Origin of the sequence: Arthrobacter sp. K5 (genome assembly GCF_040448525.1) — a bacterium.
Classification (GTDB): domain Bacteria; phylum Actinomycetota; class Actinomycetes; order Actinomycetales; family Micrococcaceae; genus Arthrobacter; species Arthrobacter globiformis.
The window spans coordinates 2,017,533-2,034,763 of record NZ_CP159279.1; the positions used below are offsets into that span (position 1 = coordinate 2,017,533).

At 67.3% G+C, this 17,231-nt stretch carries 16 protein-coding genes and 2 pseudogenes; 10 read left to right on the forward strand and 8 right to left on the reverse strand.

Annotated elements, in window-relative coordinates; all coding sequences use genetic code 11:
• Window positions 1-151: 151 nt before the first annotated feature.
• Complete coding sequence (locus tag ABRP34_RS09050) at window positions 152-1,570, forward strand: FAD-binding oxidoreductase (RefSeq protein WP_353712970.1); 1,419 nt, start codon at window positions 152-154, stop codon at window positions 1,568-1,570.
• Between the two features lie 206 nt (window positions 1,571-1,776).
• Here ABRP34_RS09050 and ABRP34_RS09055 read toward each other — a convergent pair whose 3' ends face one another.
• The gene (locus ABRP34_RS09055; RefSeq protein ID WP_353712971.1) at window positions 1,777-2,799 is read right to left on the reverse strand and encodes a LacI family DNA-binding transcriptional regulator; all 1,023 of its coding nucleotides are present in this window, start codon (window positions 2,797-2,799) and stop codon (window positions 1,777-1,779) included.
• 165 nt (window positions 2,800-2,964) lie between these two features.
• Here ABRP34_RS09055 and ABRP34_RS09060 point away from each other — a divergent pair, with 165 nt between their 5' ends.
• Window positions 2,965-3,900, forward strand: a complete 936-nt coding sequence (locus tag ABRP34_RS09060) for a dihydrodipicolinate synthase family protein (RefSeq protein ID WP_353712972.1) — start codon at window positions 2,965-2,967, stop codon at window positions 3,898-3,900.
• A 116-nt stretch (window positions 3,901-4,016) separates the two neighbouring features.
• Window positions 4,017-5,315 (forward strand): Nramp family divalent metal transporter, encoded by a 1,299-nt coding sequence (locus ABRP34_RS09065; protein ID WP_353712973.1) that lies wholly within the window; start codon window positions 4,017-4,019, stop codon window positions 5,313-5,315.
• A gap of 73 nt (window positions 5,316-5,388) precedes the next feature.
• Here ABRP34_RS09065 and ABRP34_RS09070 read toward each other — a convergent pair whose 3' ends face one another.
• Window positions 5,389-6,840 carry an MFS transporter gene (locus ABRP34_RS09070; protein WP_353712974.1) on the reverse strand — a complete coding sequence of 484 codons (1,452 nt, stop codon included), beginning with the start codon at window positions 6,838-6,840 and terminating at the stop codon, window positions 5,389-5,391.
• Window positions 6,841-6,937: 97 nt separating this feature from the next.
• Here ABRP34_RS09070 and ABRP34_RS09075 point away from each other — a divergent pair, with 97 nt between their 5' ends.
• Complete coding sequence (locus ABRP34_RS09075) at window positions 6,938-7,315, forward strand: MarR family transcriptional regulator (RefSeq protein ID WP_353712975.1); 378 nt, start codon at window positions 6,938-6,940, stop codon at window positions 7,313-7,315.
• Window positions 7,316-7,403: 88 nt separating this feature from the next.
• On the opposite strand, the gene ABRP34_RS09080 is transcribed toward ABRP34_RS09075, so the two are convergent.
• From ABRP34_RS09080 to ABRP34_RS09105, 6 genes are all read right to left on the reverse strand, one after another.
• Window positions 7,404-8,084, reverse strand: coding sequence for a class I SAM-dependent methyltransferase (locus ABRP34_RS09080; RefSeq protein ID WP_353712976.1), 681 nt, complete (start codon window positions 8,082-8,084; stop codon window positions 7,404-7,406).
• 5 nt (window positions 8,085-8,089) lie between these two features.
• Window positions 8,090-9,361 carry a nucleotide disphospho-sugar-binding domain-containing protein gene (locus ABRP34_RS09085; RefSeq protein ID WP_353712977.1) on the reverse strand — a complete coding sequence of 424 codons (1,272 nt, stop codon included), beginning with the start codon at window positions 9,359-9,361 and terminating at the stop codon, window positions 8,090-8,092.
• A gap of 85 nt (window positions 9,362-9,446) precedes the next feature.
• Window positions 9,447-10,775, reverse strand: coding sequence for an FAD-dependent oxidoreductase (locus tag ABRP34_RS09090; protein WP_353712978.1), 1,329 nt, complete (start codon window positions 10,773-10,775; stop codon window positions 9,447-9,449).
• A gap of 175 nt (window positions 10,776-10,950) precedes the next feature.
• Complete coding sequence (locus tag ABRP34_RS09095; protein ID WP_003802573.1) at window positions 10,951-11,361, reverse strand: arsenate reductase ArsC; 411 nt, start codon at window positions 11,359-11,361, stop codon at window positions 10,951-10,953.
• Window positions 11,358-12,071, reverse strand: a complete 714-nt coding sequence (locus tag ABRP34_RS09100) for an MIP/aquaporin family protein (RefSeq protein ID WP_353712979.1) — start codon at window positions 12,069-12,071, stop codon at window positions 11,358-11,360. The genes ABRP34_RS09095 and ABRP34_RS09100 overlap by 4 nt, the downstream gene beginning before the upstream one ends.
• Complete coding sequence (locus ABRP34_RS09105; protein ID WP_353712980.1) at window positions 12,068-12,418, reverse strand: metalloregulator ArsR/SmtB family transcription factor; 351 nt, start codon at window positions 12,416-12,418, stop codon at window positions 12,068-12,070. Before ABRP34_RS09105 ends, ABRP34_RS09100 begins: the two co-directional genes overlap by 4 nt.
• A gap of 97 nt (window positions 12,419-12,515) precedes the next feature.
• Between ABRP34_RS09105 and ABRP34_RS09110 the strand changes: the two are divergent.
• The 6 genes and pseudogenes from ABRP34_RS09110 to ABRP34_RS09135 all read left to right on the forward strand — a co-directional run.
• Window positions 12,516-12,698: pseudogene (locus tag ABRP34_RS09110) on the forward strand (winged helix-turn-helix domain-containing protein); the annotation flags it as partial.
• 13 nt (window positions 12,699-12,711) lie between these two features.
• Window positions 12,712-12,990: pseudogene (locus ABRP34_RS09115) on the forward strand (cation transporter); the annotation flags it as partial.
• 136 nt (window positions 12,991-13,126) lie between these two features.
• Window positions 13,127-15,250, forward strand: a complete 2,124-nt coding sequence (locus ABRP34_RS09120) for a heavy metal translocating P-type ATPase (RefSeq protein WP_353712981.1) — start codon at window positions 13,127-13,129, stop codon at window positions 15,248-15,250.
• A gap of 104 nt (window positions 15,251-15,354) precedes the next feature.
• Window positions 15,355-15,807, forward strand: coding sequence for a DUF6153 family protein (locus ABRP34_RS09125; protein WP_353712982.1), 453 nt, complete (start codon window positions 15,355-15,357; stop codon window positions 15,805-15,807).
• A gap of 134 nt (window positions 15,808-15,941) precedes the next feature.
• Complete coding sequence (locus ABRP34_RS09130; protein ID WP_353712983.1) at window positions 15,942-16,580, forward strand: DUF305 domain-containing protein; 639 nt, start codon at window positions 15,942-15,944, stop codon at window positions 16,578-16,580.
• Between the two features lie 444 nt (window positions 16,581-17,024).
• On the forward strand, window positions 17,025-17,192 hold the full coding sequence (locus ABRP34_RS09135) for a CPBP family glutamic-type intramembrane protease (protein WP_003802543.1): 168 nt from the start codon (window positions 17,025-17,027) through the stop codon (window positions 17,190-17,192).
• Window positions 17,193-17,231: the final 39 nt, after the last annotated feature.

Genomic DNA, 17,231 nt, shown 5'->3' on the forward strand with positions numbered 1-17,231 from the left:
AACGGACAGTTAAACCCCGGCCGAGGGTTTACCTACCCGTCCGCCCCGACGAACAAATTCACTGTTGCCGGGCGCAGGCCGTGAACCTACACTCTGGACATCACCCACCGTTCCCGGAGTATTTCACCCCCTGACCCGGAAGCACCGACCGATGGCTACAGTTCATCAAAACAGCCCCGGACGCGAGACCGAACAGACGCTGCAGGAGCTGCGCGGGCGGCTGTCGGGCTCGTTGATCGAGCCGCAGGATCCCCTCTTCGACGATGCCCGCGCGGTATGGAACGGCATGGTCGATGTCCGTCCGCTTGCCGTCGCCCGGGCAGGTGCTGTCTCGGACATCGACGCAGTGCTCGACGCCGCACGGCGCAGCGGCCTGGCACTGGCTGTCCGTGGCGGCGGCCACAACATCGCCGGACACGGCACGGTCAAGGACGGCCTCGTTCTGGATCTCGGCCCCCTCCGGCGGGTGAAGGTCGACGCCGGGAAAGGGCTCGTTACCGTCGAGCCCGGGGCAACGCTGGCAGACGTGGACCGGGCCACGGCCGAGCACGGCCTGGCCGTTCCGCTGGGGGTGATCAGCGGTACAGGGGTGGCCGGCCTCACCCTTGGCGGCGGGGTCGGCTGGCTGACCCGCACCTACGGCCTGACCCTGGACAACCTGGATTCCGCCGACGTCGTTACTGCCGGCGGGGACCACGTGCATGCCAGCAGCCAGAAGAATTCCGAGCTGTTTTGGGGGATGCGGGGCGGCGGCGGAAACTTCGGGGTCGTCTCCTCCTTCACCTTCCGCGCCCACCCGCTGCCGGCAACACCCCTGGGCGGGAACCTCTTTTACCGGCCACAGCACTGGCGCAACGCCCTCATGGCGGTCGCTGCCTGGACCCGGAACTTGCCCGAGGCGATGAACCCGATCATCTCCTTCCTGGTGCTGCCGCCCGAATTCGGGATGGGTGATGAACCGTGGATGGTTGTCGGATTCGCCTGGGCATCCCACGACCACCAGGCCGGCCTGAACCTCGTGGACCAGCTGCGCATCCAGGCTCGCCCCGACGAACAGGAAGTGGGGCCCACGTCATGGCTGGACTGGCAAAGTGCCATGGACACCGTGTTCCCCAAGGGCTCACGCGGCTACTGGAAGAACGTGTCGTTCTCCCGCCTCGATGAGGAGGTGGTCGGCGTCCTGCTGAGTTTCGCCTCCGAACTGGCCTGGCAAGGGACCGGAATCGACATCCACCACCTGGACGGCGCCTTCGGCCGGGTCCCGGAAGGCGCCACGGCCTTCCCGAACCGGTCCGCGCGCTACTGGCTCAACGTCTACGGATTCTGGCGCGATCCGTCCGAGGACGAACGGCTGACGGCCTTCGCCCGCAGGGCCTACGCCCTGATGCAGCCGTTCTCCGAACACGGCGAATACGTCAACTTCCTGGGCGCCGAACTCGGACAGGATGCCGACGCCGCACTCCACGCCTACGGGCCGGAGAAATACCGGCGCCTCGTGGCCATCAAGAACCGCTACGACCCGCAGAACGTGTTCCGGTACAACCACAACATTCGTCCCACCCCCGCCTGATCCGCCGTCCCCGGTCACCGTGAACGGTGGAGCGCAGACTTGGGTTCGGCATTTCCGGCAACATTCTGCCGATACGGCTCCTATGCGTGCGCCGGGAACCAAGCAACGCCGAAAGCGGCAATATGTTGCCGAAACAAGTCACCTACATTCTGAGAATGAACCCGCGCACCCATCCCAGCCTCATCCAAAACGAGGGGGTCGAAGAGTTACCCCTGCCCCTGGGGGTGGCCGCTTGATTCACGGGGGATGAGCGTAGGCATGGACTTGCTCACCCGCGGCTCTTTGTTGGGATCAATAATGAGGTCGATGGCGGTCCGGGCTATTTGGGCAAGGGGAGTCCGGACCGAGGTCAGCGGGGTAGGAAGCCGGGATGACAGGGGGATGTCGTTGTATCCAACCAGGGACAGGTCCCCGCCGATGCTCAGCATGTGGCGGTGTGCAGCGGCCATGACGCCCATCGCAAGGTTGTCATTCGCCGCGAAAATCGCGGTGGGGCGTCTCCCGGCATCCCCATCAAGCAGGGCATCGCCGGCCGCGAAGCCGTTCTCTATGCCGTAGCCGCCGGCGATGCTCCAGTTGTCCGGGAGCTCAATGCCGGCTTCATGCATGGCCCTTCGGGCCCCGTCCAAACGTGCGTTCGCAGTGGATGTGAACGACGGCCCGGTGACGACGGCGATGTCCCGGTGCCCGAGGTCGATGAGGTGGCGGACGGCCAGGTAGCCGCCCACTTCGTCGTCACCGAGAGCCGAGGGGCTGACGCCGTCGGTACGGAGCACCAGAGCGTGGGCCACCCTGCGTTCGCGCAGAAGCCGCGGCAGCTTGTCATCGAGGCGGGCGGTGGCCAGGATGAGGCCGTCCACATTGCGGTCCAGCAGCGTTTCAGCAGCGCGGCGCTCGTCGTCGGGTTCGTCACCGCTGGTGGCAACCATGGCGAAATAGCCCCGGTCCGCGGCGGCCCGTTCGAGTTCCTCGAACATCAGGGCCATCACAGTGTCGCTCAGGCGCGGCACGAGGACACCCAAGGTCCGCGTCTCGCCCCGGCGCAGGCTCGATGCGAACGAGTTCCGGCGGTATCCAAGTTCCTCCGCGACCTTGCGGACGTGCGCGGCCGTGGCGGACCGGGAGACCGTGCCGCGTTCGTCGAGGGCGCGGCTGGCGGTGGAAATGCTCACGCCGCTTGCCGCAGCAACGTCCCTTAATGTGACGGTCGCGGCGGCGCTGGGTTCCATGGCAATGCTCCTCTGCAGGGTTGTTCTGAAACACACTCTATTTCCTCCCGGATGAAAACGTTCCCTTGACAGTGACCTGAACCACGTTGCAGAATGAAAACGTTCCCGCAAACGTTCCCACAGCGGCGGGACTGCCGACCATCAAAGAAGACATGAGGTAGTGAAATGACCATCGATCTCCGCGGGCTGGTCCCCGCCCCCGTCACCCCGTTCAACCGCGACGGCAGCGTCGACGTCGACGCAATCCACCGCCTCGGCGGCTGGCTGGCCAGCGTTGAGGGAGTCAAAGGCCTGGTTGTGCTCGGCCACGCCGGCGAAGGCACCTTCCTGACCCAGGATGAGCAGGCGCTCGTGATTCGCGAGTTCAAGAACGCCGTCAACGGCGAGATCCCGATCATTGCGGGCATCACCGGCGAGGGAAACACTGTGGCGGCACTCGAGGCCAAGCGGGCTGTTGAAGCCGGCGCTTCCGCAGGCCTGGTGTACCCGTCCCACGGGTGGCTCCGGTTCGGGTACCAGAAGGGCGCCCCGCAGACCCGTTACAAGGAGATCTACGAAACGTCCGGACTGCCGCTGATCCTCTTCCAGTACCCGGACGCCACGAAGGCGACCTACGACCTGGAGACCCAGCTGGAAATCGCCGGCCAGGAAGGCGTGTTCGCCACCAAGAACGGCGTCCGCAACATGAAGCGCTGGGACACCGAAATCCCGGTGCTCCGCGAAACCTACCCGGACCTGCAGATCCTGACCTGCCACGACGAGTACCTGCTGCACACCATGTTCGACGTTGACGGCGCCCTGGTGGGCTACGGCGGGCTCGCCCCGGAACCGCTGGTGGAACTGATCGCGGCCGGCAAGGCCAAGGACTACGCGGCGGCCCGCGCCATCCACGACCGGCTCCTGCCCGTCACCAAGAACGTGTACCACCGCGGCTCGCACATGGAGGGCACCGTCGCCCTCAAGGAAGGCCTCGTTGCCCGCGGCATCCTGGAGCACGCCACGGTCCGCCCGCCGCTGCTGCCCCTCGCCGAAGGCGCCGGCGCGGAAATCGCCGCAGCCCTGCAGTTCGCCAACCTTGGAAGCGTTACCGCTACCGTCTGATCCCTTTGGATTCCTACGGGTGGCGGGCCTGACGCCCGCCACCCGCACCCAGGCTTTCTATCTCCACCCGGTCAACGACGACCCCCAGCAGTGCCGCTGTAGAAGGAGGACTCGCCATGAGCGAGCACAATAGGACCATTACACATCCCGCACAGAGGGAATCCCGGATGGCCACCCCGCACGTAGACCCCTCGCCGGCAACGACGGGAAAACGCCGGACGTTTCTTGGCTACCTTGCCCTCATGGGCCCCGCCTTCGTGGTGGGAGCCTGGCAGTTCGGCCCGGGCAACCTCACCACCGCCGTGCAGGCCGGCAGCCGCTACGACTACACCCTGGTGTGGGTCATTGCGGTCTCCACCATCCTCATGATCTTCTTCACCGACATGAGTGTCCGGCTCGGCATAGCCACACCGACCTCCCTGATCACCTCGATCAAGGAACACCTGGGCAGGCCAGTGGGCGTGCTGGCCGGAGTCGGCGTCTTTGGCATCACACTGATGTTCTCCGTCGGCAACGCGGTCGGCTCCGGACTGGGCCTCTCCCTGGTCTTCGGCGGATCACCCGTCCTCTGGACCGTTGCCTGCACAGTCGCCGTCGCCCTCGTCCTCGCCTTCCGCAACGTCTACGGCATCATCGAGAAGGCGCTCCTGGTCATCGTCGCCCTCATGGCCGTCGCTTTCGTCGCCAGTGCCGTCGTCGCCCAACCCGACTGGTACCGCGCCCTCGAAGGGGCGGTTCCCACCCTCCCTGTGGGCAGCGAAATCCTCATCGTGGCCCTGGTTGGAACCAACTTCTCCATCAACGCCGCGTTCTACACGTCCTACGGCATCAAGGAAAACAAGCGCACCCGCGCCGACTACCGGGACATCACACTGGTCGACACGGTCCCCGGCATCGTCGCCCCCGGCATCATGACGGCCCTCGTCATCCTCGTTGCCGCCGCGGTCCTGGGCAAAACGGGCGGAGACGCGGCGTCCATCGGGGCCCTGGCATCGATCTTCGAGCCGCTCGCCGGCCCGGTGGGGTCCATGCTCTTCGCCCTGGGCCTTTCCGGTGCCGCGTTCTCTTCGATGATCGCCAACGCCACAGCAGGCGGCACCATGTTCTCCGATGCCATGGGCCGCGGCGCGAATGCAGGCTCACCCGCAGCCCGCGTCGTCACCGGCGTCATCCTCGCCTTCGGACTGGTCGTCACTCTCTCGTTCCAGGCATCACCGGTCGGCCTGATTGTCATCGCCCAATCCCTGACCGTGCTCATCGCCCCTTTGCTCGGGGTCCTACTGCTCATCATGAGCAACAAGACGGCGGTGATGGGCGACCTGCGAAACACGTGGTGGCAGAACCTGTTTGGAATTATTGGCCTGGTGGCCATCGTGGCCACATCCATCCGGCTCATCACCACCCTCATCGGATAGCTTCACAGCAGATCAGCTGCAGCGAAGCGGTGCCCCCTCCCATGGACGGGGCACCGCTTCGCTGCAACGTGGGCTAGGCAGCCAAGGCGACCGTCCGCCGTCGGGCCGGCACAGCCGCAACCAGCAGCGCGGCGATGGCGACGGCGGCACTCAGCACCAGGCCCGGCCGGTACTGCTCAAGCATGGCGGCGGCGCTGGGGACGGTGCCGCGGCCGGACTGCCCGCCGCTGACCATGGCGGTGGTGACGGCCAGGACCAGGGCGGCCCCCACCTGGGTGCTGGTCTGGATGAGTCCGGCCGCCAGGCCCTGCTCGGAATCCTTGATGCCCGCGGTGGCCTGGACGTTGATGGACGGGAAGGCGAGGGCAAAGCCAATGCCCAGCAGGATGATGGACGGCAGGATGTCCAGGGCGTAGTTGGGCGTGGTGCCCACCCGGAGGAACAGTACGTAGCCAAGGCCCATGGCTGCCAGTCCGGCCAGGATCAGCCGGGTGGCGCCGAACCCGTTGATGAGGCGGTCGGCGAACGGCGCACTGGTGGCGACGATCAGTCCGGTGGGCAGCAGGGCCAGAGCCATCGCCAGCGGGCTCCAACCCAGGGCGGACTGCAGGAAAAGCGTCACGATGAACTGGAAGCTGAGATAGGAGCCGAACAGCCCCACCGCACTGAGATTGGCCCGCGCCACCCAGCCCTCACGCAGGATGCCAAAGCGGATGAGCGGGTGCCTGACCTTGTTCTCGATGACGGCGAAGGCTGCCAGCACCGCGGCAGAGATGATGAATCCGGCGATTGTTGCCACAGATCCCCAGCCCTGGTCCGGTGCGGACACCAGCGTGTAAACGAGTCCCAGCATGCCCAGCGCCAGGGTGACGGCGCCCCAGATGTCGTGGCCGCTGTCCGTGGCGTCCGGCGTATCGCGCGGGATGAAGCGGTTGCCCAGGATGACCACCAGGACGGCGATCGGCACGGAGACCAGGAACGTCCAGCGCCAGCTCAGGCTGGTCATGAGGCCGCCGACGACGAGCCCGAGGGAGAAGCCGCTGGCACCGAAGGTGGTGAAGATGGAGAGGGCCTTGTTGCGCTCGCGGCCCTCGGCGAAGTTGGTGGTGATGATGGAGAAGCCCGTGGGCGCCGTGAACGCAGCCGCGAGGCCCTTCACGAACCGCGTGGCGATGAGGATGGCGGGGTCATCCACGAGTCCGCCCAGCAGGGAGGCGGCCGCGAAGACCGAGAGGGCAATGAGGAAGATCCGTCGGCGGCCCAGGAGGTCCGCGAGCCGGCCACCCAGGAGCAGCAGGCTGCCGTAGCCCAGGACGTAGGCGGAAACGATCCACTGCAGGGCGTCCGTGCCGAGGTTCAGTTCCCGCCCGATGGACGGCAGGGCGACGCCCACCATGGACACATCAAGCCCGTCCAGGGCCAGGACGGTGCAGACAACCATCAGCAGGAGCCACTGGGCCCGGGTCCAGCGGACGGCCGTGGCAATCGGTCCGGCAGTTCGTTCGAGGGTGGTTGGTGATGTCATGTCCCAAAATCTATATGACGCGTCATTCAATGACAAGGAATATGACGCGGAATATTATGACGTGGACTTGAGTTCGCAGGTCGGCTAAAATCAGGGCATGGCTTCGACGACGGACCGCCTGCTGGTTGAGCAATGGCGCAGCATCCAGGACGCATACTTCCGCACTTCGTGCGCCCTCGACCGGGCGCTGGAAGCCAAGTTCGACATCGGCCTGAACGAGTTCGAGATCCTGGACCTCGTGGCGGAGAACAGCAAGTCATCGTGCCGGATGAAGGAGCTTGGCGAGCGGACCCCGATGAGCCAGAGCGCCGTCTCCAAGGTGGTGGACCGGCTGGAGAAGGCCGGGCTGCTGACCCGCCAGTCCTGCGCCGACGACCGCCGGTCGCTGTACCTCGAACTCACGGCGGCGGGCCGGAAGCTCCACCAGGCGGCCGCCGTCGAACACCGTGCGCTGCTCAAGGAAAACCTGGCCTGACCCGCCAAAGCCACGGGGCGCCGTCGTACTTTTGTGGACGTCCGGACCCGGATTTCGACTGGCTGAATCACCGGCTCAATCCCCCAGCTCAATCAGCGGGCGGCCCCGGGCTGGTGGCGTGGCCGAGGATGTGGGCCACCGGAGGGGTCATCGACTGGACGGAAAACCCGAACCGCTGGTTGTCCTGGATCGTGAATCCGGCCGCGGCGATGGCGCCGAGGGTATCCCGGTTGAGGTGGCATCCACCGGCTATGCGCTGCCATGCCGGCGTGAGCAGGTCTTCGACGGCGGCCAGGACGGGGCGGCCAGAGCGGACGTGCTCGTAATAGGCCAGGGTCCCGCCGGGGCGCAGGACACGCCGCATTTCCGCGAGCGCGGCAGCCTGGTCCGCGACGCTGCACAGCACGAGGCTGGCGACGACGGCGTCCACGCTGCCGTCGTCGGCCGGGATGCGCTCGGCTGCACCAGGGCGCACCGTCACCGGCACGGCGGCCGTGGCGGCGCGACTCACGGCAAGGCTTCTGAGGTAGTCGTCGGGCTCCAAGGCCAGGACGTGGGTGACGGCCGTCGGGTAAAGCGCGAAGGCCGAGCCGTCCCCTGCGCCGATCTCGATGACCGTCCCGTGCAGGCCGGCCAGCATGCGGCGCCGGTTTTCGGTGGCACCGCGGCGGTTCATCTGCCCGACAGCACGCGCGTAAGCGCGGGCGAAGCGCGGATGCTGGAGGTGCTTCAGCTCGCGGCTGCCCGTCGGGTCCTCTGGAGTGTCCATGCCGTTCACGCCTTCCGCAACATCGCTTCCATCTCGTCGATAAGCCCGTCCACGCCCGGGGACGCGGCAATCGCCGCGCCGATCCGCTGGCTCCCGGCCCGGTACCGGCCGTCGCCCAGCACCTTCCGCACGGCGTCGCGGATGGCATCCGGCGTGGGCCGGCCTGTTTTGAGATTGATTCCGACGCCGGCCCAGGCCACCCGGGCAGCCCCTTCCGGTTTGTCCTCGGTGTCCCCCGCGACCACGATGGGCACGCCGTTTTCCATGGCGTAGTGAAGGCCGCCGTAGCCGCCGTTCGTGATGTAGACGGAGACCTTCGGCAGGAGCTCCGCGTCCGGCAGGAACTCGGCGGCCCGGGCATTGGCCGGGAGCGGCGGAAGTGCTGACAGCGGGCGGCGGCCGGCGCTGACGACGACGGTGACGTCCTCCTCGGCAAGGCCCTCGAGCGTGGGGCCCACCAGGGCGGTGAAGTCCGCGTTGGAGACGGTCCCCTGCGTCACGTAAACCACCGGGCGGGAGCCGTCCAGCTCGCCCCACCAGTCCGGCTTGGGGGTTACGGAGGCTGATGCGGCGTGCCGGGACATGGGCCCGAAGAAGCGCAGGTTGTCCGGCGCATCCGAGCGCGGGTACTCGAACTCCTCCACCGTGAACTGGGCGAAGAGATCCGCGTTGCGCATCCAGTCGAGGAAAAACGAACCATCGGGCTCCACTCCGGCCAGCGCACGCATCCGTTCGTCGACCTGCCGTTGCGTGTCCTTGAGCGCCACGTTGGCCACAAACCAGTTCAGGGCCCTGTTCCGGAACCGTGACAGCGGACCGCTTCCGGGCATGAGCCCGAGCCCGAAGGGTGCGCAGTCCCGGCTGGAGAGGGTCAGGGGCAAGATTCCGCAGGCGATGACCGGCGGCCGAGTCCCCAGGGGTTGCCGGACCAGTATGGCCGCTGCCATGAAACTGATCTCAGCCAGCACGGCATCGGCCGGATCCGCCTCTATGGCCGCGGCCAGCGGCAGGTACTGGCCCCGGGCAGGGTCGATCACCAGCGCCCGCATTCCGTCACGGATCGCCTGGAGGCCGGTGGCGTCAGTGGACTTCGGCGGCTCCTCCGCGCCCGGGCCCAGCGGCAGGAACTCGGCCCCGACGGCATTGACGGCTTTTTCGTAGCCAGGACCGGTGAGGAAGCGGACCCGGTGGCCGCGGTCAATCAGCTGCCGGGCCACTCCGAGCATGGGCGAAACGTGGCCGTCGTGGGGGCCGCTGCAAACGATGACTGATGACATGCTCGGAGCTTATGGCCTGCGGGGGTCCGGGGATAGAGCGGGGTCCGGCTATTTCGGCCCGGAGCCGGGTGGCGCCTCCACCCGGTCAGTTGGTGGCGGAGCGGCCGTGGGTCAGTCCGGTGGGGAAGCCGACCAGCACCGGTTCGGGGACGTCGCAGCTGGTGCCGGCGTCGGTGGAGCAGACGCCGGTTTCGGGGAGTGCCAGGTGCACGGTGTCCGCGGCTTCGCGGTCCCCGGCGAGGGCTGCGGCGACGGAGCGGACCTGCTCGTAGCCGGTGGCCAGCAGGAAGGTCGGTGCCCTGCCGTAGGACTTCATGCCGACAATGTAGAAGTCCTTCTCCGGGTGGGCGAGGAGTTTCGCGCCGTGCGGCGGGACTGTGCCGCAGGAGTGGAATTCGGGGTCGATCAGCGGGCCGAGGTCCACTGGCGCTTCAACGGCGGGGTCCAAGTTGAGCCGCAGTTCGCGCAGGATGTCCAGGTCCGGGCGGAAGCCGGTGCAGGGCACTACGATGTCGGCCTCCAGTGTGCGCCCGTCAACGGCTTCGACGGTCACGGCAGAGTCGAGGGTTTTCAGGGCAGCGATACCGAACCGGGTGTGGAGTTCGATGGTGCCTGCCTCGACGAGGCGGCGCAGGCGCGCGCCGAGCTGGCCGCGGGCGGGCAGCCCGTCAGCGTCCCCGCCGCCGTAGACCTTGGCTGCGGAGTCGCCGCGGAGGGCCCACACGATGCGGGTGTCCGGGGCGTCTTTGGCGAGGTCGGCGAGATTGATCAGGGTGTTGGCCGCGGAGTGTCCGGCGCCGACCACGAGCACACGGTGGCCGGCGAAGCGTGCGCGGTCCCTGCCGATGACGTCGGGCAGCGGAGATGAGATTCGGGCCGCTGCGGCGTCTTCGCCGATGGCTGGCAGGCCGGAGGTGCCCAGCGGGTTCCGGGTGGCCCAGGTGCCGGAGGCGTCGATGACCGCTGCGACGGTGTGGTCGCGGGTTTCGCCGTCCGTGTGTTCCACGCGGACCACAAAGGGGGTGGTGTCGCGGTTCCGGACGTGGGTTTTGTCCAGGCCTGCCCGGGTGACGGCGATGACGCGGGCGCCGGTCTGCAGCCGCGAACTGATGGCCGGGTGCGCGGCCAGGGGTGCGAGGTAGTTGTCGATGAGTTCGCCGCCGCAGGGCAGGGCCGTGGGGCGGGGTGATTCCCAGTCCGAGGCTTCGAGGAGGCGGACGGCGGCGGCGTCGATGTTGAACCGCCACGGTGAGAACAGCCGGATGTGGCGCCACTGCTCGATGGCGGCGCCCGCCGAGGTCCCGGCTTCGAGGATCAGCGGTTCGAGGCCGCGTTCGAGCAGGTGGGCCGCGGCGGCCAGGCCCACAGGGCCTGCACCGATCACGGCGACGGGAAGGTTCTTCGCTGACTCCATGGTGTCCTCTTTCAGCCGTGGTGGTGGTGCAGTTGTTTTCGGTGGGCCCTGCCGGCCGGGTGGGGCCGGCAGTGCCCGGCGCGGGTTAGCAGCAGTCCTGGTCGTCGTCGCAGCAACCGGAGTCGCCGCAGCATCCGTTCTTCATTCAGCTCACCCCCTCCCCTGCTGGGTTTGCTTATGCGGAGGCCGGAGTCAGGGAGGCGATCAGGGCCTCGACCCGGGTCTTGATTTCGTCGCGGATGGGCCGGACGGAGTCCACGCCCTTGCCGGCCGGATCCTCCAGGACCCAGTCCTCGTAGCGCTTGCCGGGGAAGTACGGGCACTCGTCGCCGCAGCCCATGGTGATGACGACGTCGGATTCCTTCACGGCTTCGGTGGTGAGGACCTTCGGAATCTCTGCTGACATGTCGATGCCCACCTCGGCCATGGCGTCTACGGCGGCAGGGTTAACCTTGTCCGCCGGCTGGGACCCGGCGGAGCGGACTTCGATTTCACCCCGGGACAGGGTGGTCAGGAACGCGGCGGCCATCTGGGAGCGGCCGGCGTTGTGGACACAGACGAACAGGACGGAGGGCTTCCCGGTCATGAGAGCACCTTTCGGTTGGCCGCTTCCGCGGCGGACATGGCAGTGGCGGGGACGAGCGTCGGGTAAAGAAGGCGGACCAGGACGAACCCTGCGGCGCCGCCGAGGAGCTGGGCCAGGATGAAGCCGGGTGCGGAGGCCGGCGCGATCCCGGCAAACGTGTCGGTGATGGTCCGGGCGACCGTCACGGCGGGATTGGCGAAGCTGGTGGAGCTCGTGAACCAGTACGCGGCAGTGATGTAGCCGCCGACGGCGAACGCCACCCGGTCCGCCCTGCCAGAGCGGACCGTGCCGAACACCACGAGCAGCAGCCCTGCCGTGGCCACGATTTCACCCAGCCAGAGCCCGGCGCCGGCGCGTTCGTGGCCGGAGAAGGTGACGGGGCCGACGTCGAACATCAGGTTTGCCAGCACCGTCCCGGCCAGGCCGCCGAGGAACTGCGCCCCGATCAGGGCCAGGGCAGCCCTCGTGCCGATCATGCCCAGGGCACGCTCAGCCAGGGTCACCACCGGATTGAACGAGGCCGAGACCGGCTGCAGGGCCACGATCAGCGCCACGAGAGCGGCACCGGTGGCGAGGCTGTTCTGCAAAAGCTGCAGCCCGACGTCGTTCGGCGACAGCCGGGAAGCCATCACGCCGGAGCCGACGACGGCCATAACCAGGAACGCCGTGCCGGCGAATTCCGCACCGGCCCGCCTCATCAGTCCGCTCACTTCGCCTGTCCCCCGATCAGGGCAGCGAGGTTCTCCAGCGCCTCGGTGCGCGCCCGGTAATACACCCACACCCCCCGCTTCTCCCGCTCCAGCAGCCCCACCTCATGGAGCAGCTTCAGGTGATGGCTGATGGTCGGCTGCGACAGCTCAAACGCGTCATTCAGGTCGCAGACGCAGGCCTCGCCGCCCTTATGGGAGGCAACGAGGGACATCAGCCGTAGCCGCACCGGATCAGCCAGCGCTTTCAGCAGCGGAGCGATGCCCTCCGCTTCGGGTGCAGAGAGCGGTTCCCGGGTGAGCGGTGAACAGCACGCCACCGTCTGGACGGGGGTCAGTTCCAGAGACATAGACACATGTAAATATTCACATCTATCTATGTCTGCGGTCAAGGGGGCGGTGTTCCCGCACAATTGCCTGAGTACATTCAGCGATGTACTTTGGGCCGTGGAACCCCTCACCCAGGCGCCGGTGCTGTCCGGGTTCGGATATGCGGTCTCGGACCCGATCCGCGCCCGGATCCTGCTGGCCCTGGCGGGCGCTCCCGCCTATCCGTCCGAGCTCGCCGATTCCCTCGCGGTGTCGCGCCAGAGCATGTCCAACCACCTGACGTGCCTGCGCGACTGCGGAAGATGGAAAACGCCCCCCCGGACTGGACCTGGGCGAGGTCCGCGAACACATCCTTGCCCCGGCCCACGTCAATGACGTCCATGACCTGCACGCCTCCCTCGTCGCCTCCGGCACACCGGTCCTCTCAACCCACGTCACGGTCCAGGACACCTGCATGAAGGACGGGCACGCCGCCACCATCCTGGCCGACCCGCAGCGCTGCGTTGCCGAACGCTTCGAGGTCAGCATCGAACACTCCACCTTCCAGGTCGAGCCGGCCGCCCACCGCGACCAGGAGACCATGCACCACTGACGCCACCCTTGACTTACATACCCCCTAGGGGTATATTTCTGGTGTTGTCAGTGAAGTGGTATGTCCAGGGGACTGCCTCCCCGTCACAGCCGTTCAACCCCAGCGCACCCATCCGTCTTTGTGGAATGGAACTGACATGCGTGAATCAACCAAGCACCCCCACCTGCCGCTGACCGCCCACCCAGCCGGGCCGCCGTCGGGCCATCTCCGGGCGGACACACACGGCCCGCACACGGGCCATAACTCCCACGACGATCAGGTGGTGCATACCCGCGGCCAGCACGCCGGACACAGCACCGCCATGTTCAAGAACCGGTTCTGGCTGACGTTGGCCCTGTCCGCTCCGGTGGTGTACTTCAGCCCGATGTTCGGCCACCTGCTCGGCTACATGCCGCCCGGGTTCCCGGGGTCCGCGTGGATCCCGCCTGTCCTGGGCACCGTGATCTTCCTCTACGGCGGCCAGCCGTTCCTCAGGGGCGGCCTGAATGAACTCAAGGCGCACCGCCCGGGCATGATGCTGCTGATCGGCATGGCGATCAGCGTCGCCTTCATCGCCTCCTGGGTCACCACGCTGGGCATCGGCGGGTTCGACCTGGACTTCTGGTGGGAACTGGCGCTGCTCGTGGCCATCATGCTGTTGGGCCACTGGATCGAGATGCGCGCCCTCGGATCCGCCCAGGGAGCCCTCGACGCACTGGCCGCACTGCTTCCGGATGAGGCCGAACGGATCACCGACGCCGGCACGGAAACCGTCAGCGTCTCCGTGCTCCGGGCCGGGGACCTGGTACTCGTCCGCTCCGGGGCCCGGATGCCCGCGGACGGCACCGTCACCGACGGGCAGGCCGAGTTCGACGAATCCATGATCACCGGCGAATCCAAGACCGTGCTCCGCTCCCCTGGCGACACGGTGGTGGCCGGCACCGTAGCCACAGACAACACGGTCCGCGTCCGGGTCACCGCCGTCGGGGACGACACGGCATTGGCCGGGATCCAGCGGCTGGTCGCCGAGGCGCAGGCGTCCTCGTCCCGGGCGCAGGCGCTCGCCGACCGGGCCGCGGCGTTCCTGTTTTACTTCGCCACCCTCGCCGGTGTCATCACCTTCATCGCCTGGACCCTGCTGGGCAGTGTCCCGGAGGCGGTCACCCGCACGGTCACCGTCCTGGTGATCGCCTGCCCGCACGCCCTGGGCCTGGCCATCCCGCTGGTGATCGCCATCTCCACCGAGCAGGCCGCCCGCGCCGGCGTCCTGATCAAGAACCGGATGGCGCTGGAGCGCATGCGCACCGTCGGCGTCGTGCTGTTCGACAAGACCGGCACCCTCACCAAAGGCGAGCCCGAGGTACAGGACATTGCAGCGGCCGGCGGCGTGGGCCGGGAGGAGCTGCTGGCCCTGGCCGCGGCGGTGGAAGCGGACAGCGAGCACCCTGTTGCGCGGGCAATCGTCCGGGCGGCCAGGAACCAGGGCCTTCCCGTTCCCCAGGCCACGGACTTCCGCTCCATGACAGGCCGGGGCGTGAGTGCCAGCGTGGACGGCCGGACAGTGCAGGTGGGCGGACCGGCGCTGCTGCGCGAACTCACGGCCACCGAACCCCCTGAGCTGGCCGCGGCCACCGGAGCCTGGATGGAGCGCGGCGCCGCTGTGCTCCACGTCCTGGCCGACGGCAAGGTGCTGGGCGCCATCAGCCTCGAAGACGCCATCCGGCCCGAATCCCGGCAGGCCGTCGCGGCGCTGCAGGACCGCGGCATCAAGGTGGCCATGATCACCGGTGACGCCCGGCAAGTTGCGCAGGCGGTCGCGGACGAACTGCACATCGATGAGGTCTTCGCCGAGGTTCTGCCGGCCGACAAGGACAAGAAGGTCAGCGAACTGCAGAGCCGGGGCTTCAAGGTGGCGATGGTCGGGGACGGCGTCAACGACTCCCCCGCCCTGGCCCGGGCGGAAGTGGGCATCGCCATCGGTGCCGGAACCGACGTCGCCATGGAATCAGCGGGCGTGGTGCTGGCCGGGAACGACCCGCGGGCCGTGCTCTCCATGGTGGACCTGTCCCGCGCCAGCTACCGCAAGATGTGGCAGAACCTCGTCTGGGCGACGGGCTACAACATCATCTCCGTCCCGCTGGCAGCGGGGGTGCTGGCCTTCGCCGGCGTCATGCTCTCCCCCGCGGCCGGTGCCGTGCTCATGTCAGTGTCCACGATCGTCGTCGCCCTCAACGCCCAGCTGCTGCGCCGGGTCAAACTGAACCCGGCCCAGGTCCGCTGAACCTGGGCCAGTGTTGAACCTGGGCCACCGCTGAACTCGAGCCGGCGCCTGTGGCCCGGTAGCCTTAACACACACACTGATCCGGCACCGAAGGAGGAACCGTCATGCCTGCAGCCCGCAGCATTGCCTTGATGTTCCTGCGCCGTGCCGGACTGTTTTCACTGGTGCTCGCCCTCATCGCCGGCATTTTCGGCATGCACGTCATGAACGGCCACCACATCATGCACAGGCCGGCCAGTGCGCTGACGGTTGCTGGTCACTCGCACCCGGCAGGCGCGGCCGCCCATGGTGTCACTGCAGATACTGCCCACGGGCCCTCTGGCGAGCAAATTTCGGCTGGGCCCGGCTGCCCGGACGGGGATTGCAGCGGCACCCAAGCGATGACCGTCTCCTGCACCCCCTCCGGCAAGACAAGCACACTCACCGTGCCGGTCCCGGAAACGGCCGCGGTGGGAGCGTCGCCCGTCCGTGCCGGGCCGGCGGGACAGGTGAGCGGGCGCAGTGCCTACACGCCAGACACGCCATCACCATGTGAACTGTCCATCAGCCGGACGTAAAACAGGGCTGCCGGAACCATCCGGCATCAGCACAGCCGCGGCTATCGCCCGCGTCTTCGCGCGCCCGACTATGGCGCGCCATCCCCCTTTTCCGGCGCCCGGCGCCGATTGAACGTTTGAAGGACCTGATTTACATGAACAAGAAGTTTCTGACCCTTTCCACTGCCTCCATCGCTGCGGCCATCGCCTTGGCCGGCTGCGGCAGCGGACCCGGCAGCGGCACCACCACAACCGGCACGGACAGCGGCTCCGCGTCGGCCACCGCATCGGCGCCCTCCGGCAGCGCAACAGCGGCAGCCGAACACAACGCCGCCGACACGATGTTCGCGCAGATGATGATTCCGCACCACACCCAGGCTGTGGAGATGAGCGACATGATGCTCGCCAAGAAGGACATCCCGGCGAAGGTCACGGCCCTGGCCCAGAAGATCAAGGCCGCGCAGGCCCCGGAAATCGAAACGATGACCGGCTGGCTCAGGAGCTGGAACGAACCCACTGAAGCGGCCAGCGGCCACGACATGTCCACCCACGGGCCCGCAATGGGCGGCATGATGAGCGACGACGACATGAAGAAACTCGGCGCCGCCCAGGGCACCGAAGCTGCAAAGCTGTTCCTGACCCAGATGACCGCCCACCACCAGGGCGCCATCATGATGGCCAAGGGCGAGGAAACCGGCGGACAGAACGCCGACGCCGTTGCCCTGGCCAAGGCCATCGCCGCGGCACAGCAGAAGGAAATCCAGGAGATGAAGGACCTGCTGGCCACGCTCTAGCTGGCACCCCTTTCCGTACCCGCCCCGCCCGAGTGGCGGGGCGGTATCGTCCGTGGTACCTGAGCAGTCGCAAAGGACATGCGACTGAGCGTCGGTGAGGCTGAGTTAGGCTCACAATACGAAGCCTCGGGGGACACTCTTGCATGCCGGTTCACTTAGCCAACCTGTGGAGGCTTCCGGGCCGACGGTGGGCGTGACATTCAAGCAAGCCGCCTGGGCGCTTATGTTTGTAGCTCTGTATATTGCGGTTCTGGCAGCGGGAATTCTGGCTGCGGGGCTGTCAGGCCTCGTTGATTTCACTCCCGAGTCCGTCATTCTCCTGATCCTCTGCGGCGCAACTGTAGCGGCCATGCTGGCCCTGCACATCCACCTGATCCGGAGAAACGGCCTTAGTCTGGGCGGTCTCGGGTTCCGGCGATTCAGGCCCAGGATGCTTCATCTGCTGTGGCAAATCCCGTCTGCCATTTGGTTTTGCTCACCTTTGCATACCTCTTCGCCCTGGGCATCGCGTTGGCGCTCGTCCGACGGTTCCATCAGAACCTATGGGCTCCGGTGCTACTCCACGCCGTGAACAATGCGCTGGTGGTGCTCATCGTGTTGGCTGCGGCGTGAGGTAGCGCAGCCCGTGATGGAGGCGCCGGCGGCTGGTGC

Excerpts from the sequence above, each read along its gene's own strand:
- ABRP34_RS09070 (WP_353712974.1), bottom strand. The coding sequence starts at position 6,840 with ATGACATCACCAACCACCCTCGAACGAACTGCCGGACCGATTGCCACG.
- ABRP34_RS09065 (WP_353712973.1), top strand. The coding sequence starts at position 4,017 with ATGAGCGAGCACAATAGGACCATTACACATCCCGCACAGAGGGAATCC.
- ABRP34_RS09050 (WP_353712970.1), top strand. The coding sequence starts at position 152 with ATGGCTACAGTTCATCAAAACAGCCCCGGACGCGAGACCGAACAGACG.
- ABRP34_RS09060 (WP_353712972.1), top strand. The coding sequence starts at position 2,965 with ATGACCATCGATCTCCGCGGGCTGGTCCCCGCCCCCGTCACCCCGTTC.
- ABRP34_RS09080 (WP_353712976.1), bottom strand. The coding sequence starts at position 8,084 with ATGGACACTCCAGAGGACCCGACGGGCAGCCGCGAGCTGAAGCACCTC.
- ABRP34_RS09130 (WP_353712983.1), top strand. The coding sequence starts at position 15,942 with ATGAACAAGAAGTTTCTGACCCTTTCCACTGCCTCCATCGCTGCGGCC.
- ABRP34_RS09055 (WP_353712971.1), bottom strand. The coding sequence starts at position 2,799 with ATGGAACCCAGCGCCGCCGCGACCGTCACATTAAGGGACGTTGCTGCG.
- ABRP34_RS09085 (WP_353712977.1), bottom strand. The coding sequence starts at position 9,361 with ATGTCATCAGTCATCGTTTGCAGCGGCCCCCACGACGGCCACGTTTCG.
- ABRP34_RS09105 (WP_353712980.1), bottom strand. The coding sequence starts at position 12,418 with ATGTCTCTGGAACTGACCCCCGTCCAGACGGTGGCGTGCTGTTCACCG.
- ABRP34_RS09095 (WP_003802573.1), bottom strand. The coding sequence starts at position 11,361 with ATGACCGGGAAGCCCTCCGTCCTGTTCGTCTGTGTCCACAACGCCGGC.
- ABRP34_RS09090 (WP_353712978.1), bottom strand. The coding sequence starts at position 10,775 with ATGGAGTCAGCGAAGAACCTTCCCGTCGCCGTGATCGGTGCAGGCCCT.
- ABRP34_RS09075 (WP_353712975.1), top strand. The coding sequence starts at position 6,938 with ATGGCTTCGACGACGGACCGCCTGCTGGTTGAGCAATGGCGCAGCATC.
- ABRP34_RS09120 (WP_353712981.1), top strand. The coding sequence starts at position 13,127 with ATGCGTGAATCAACCAAGCACCCCCACCTGCCGCTGACCGCCCACCCA.
- ABRP34_RS09125 (WP_353712982.1), top strand. The coding sequence starts at position 15,355 with ATGCCTGCAGCCCGCAGCATTGCCTTGATGTTCCTGCGCCGTGCCGGA.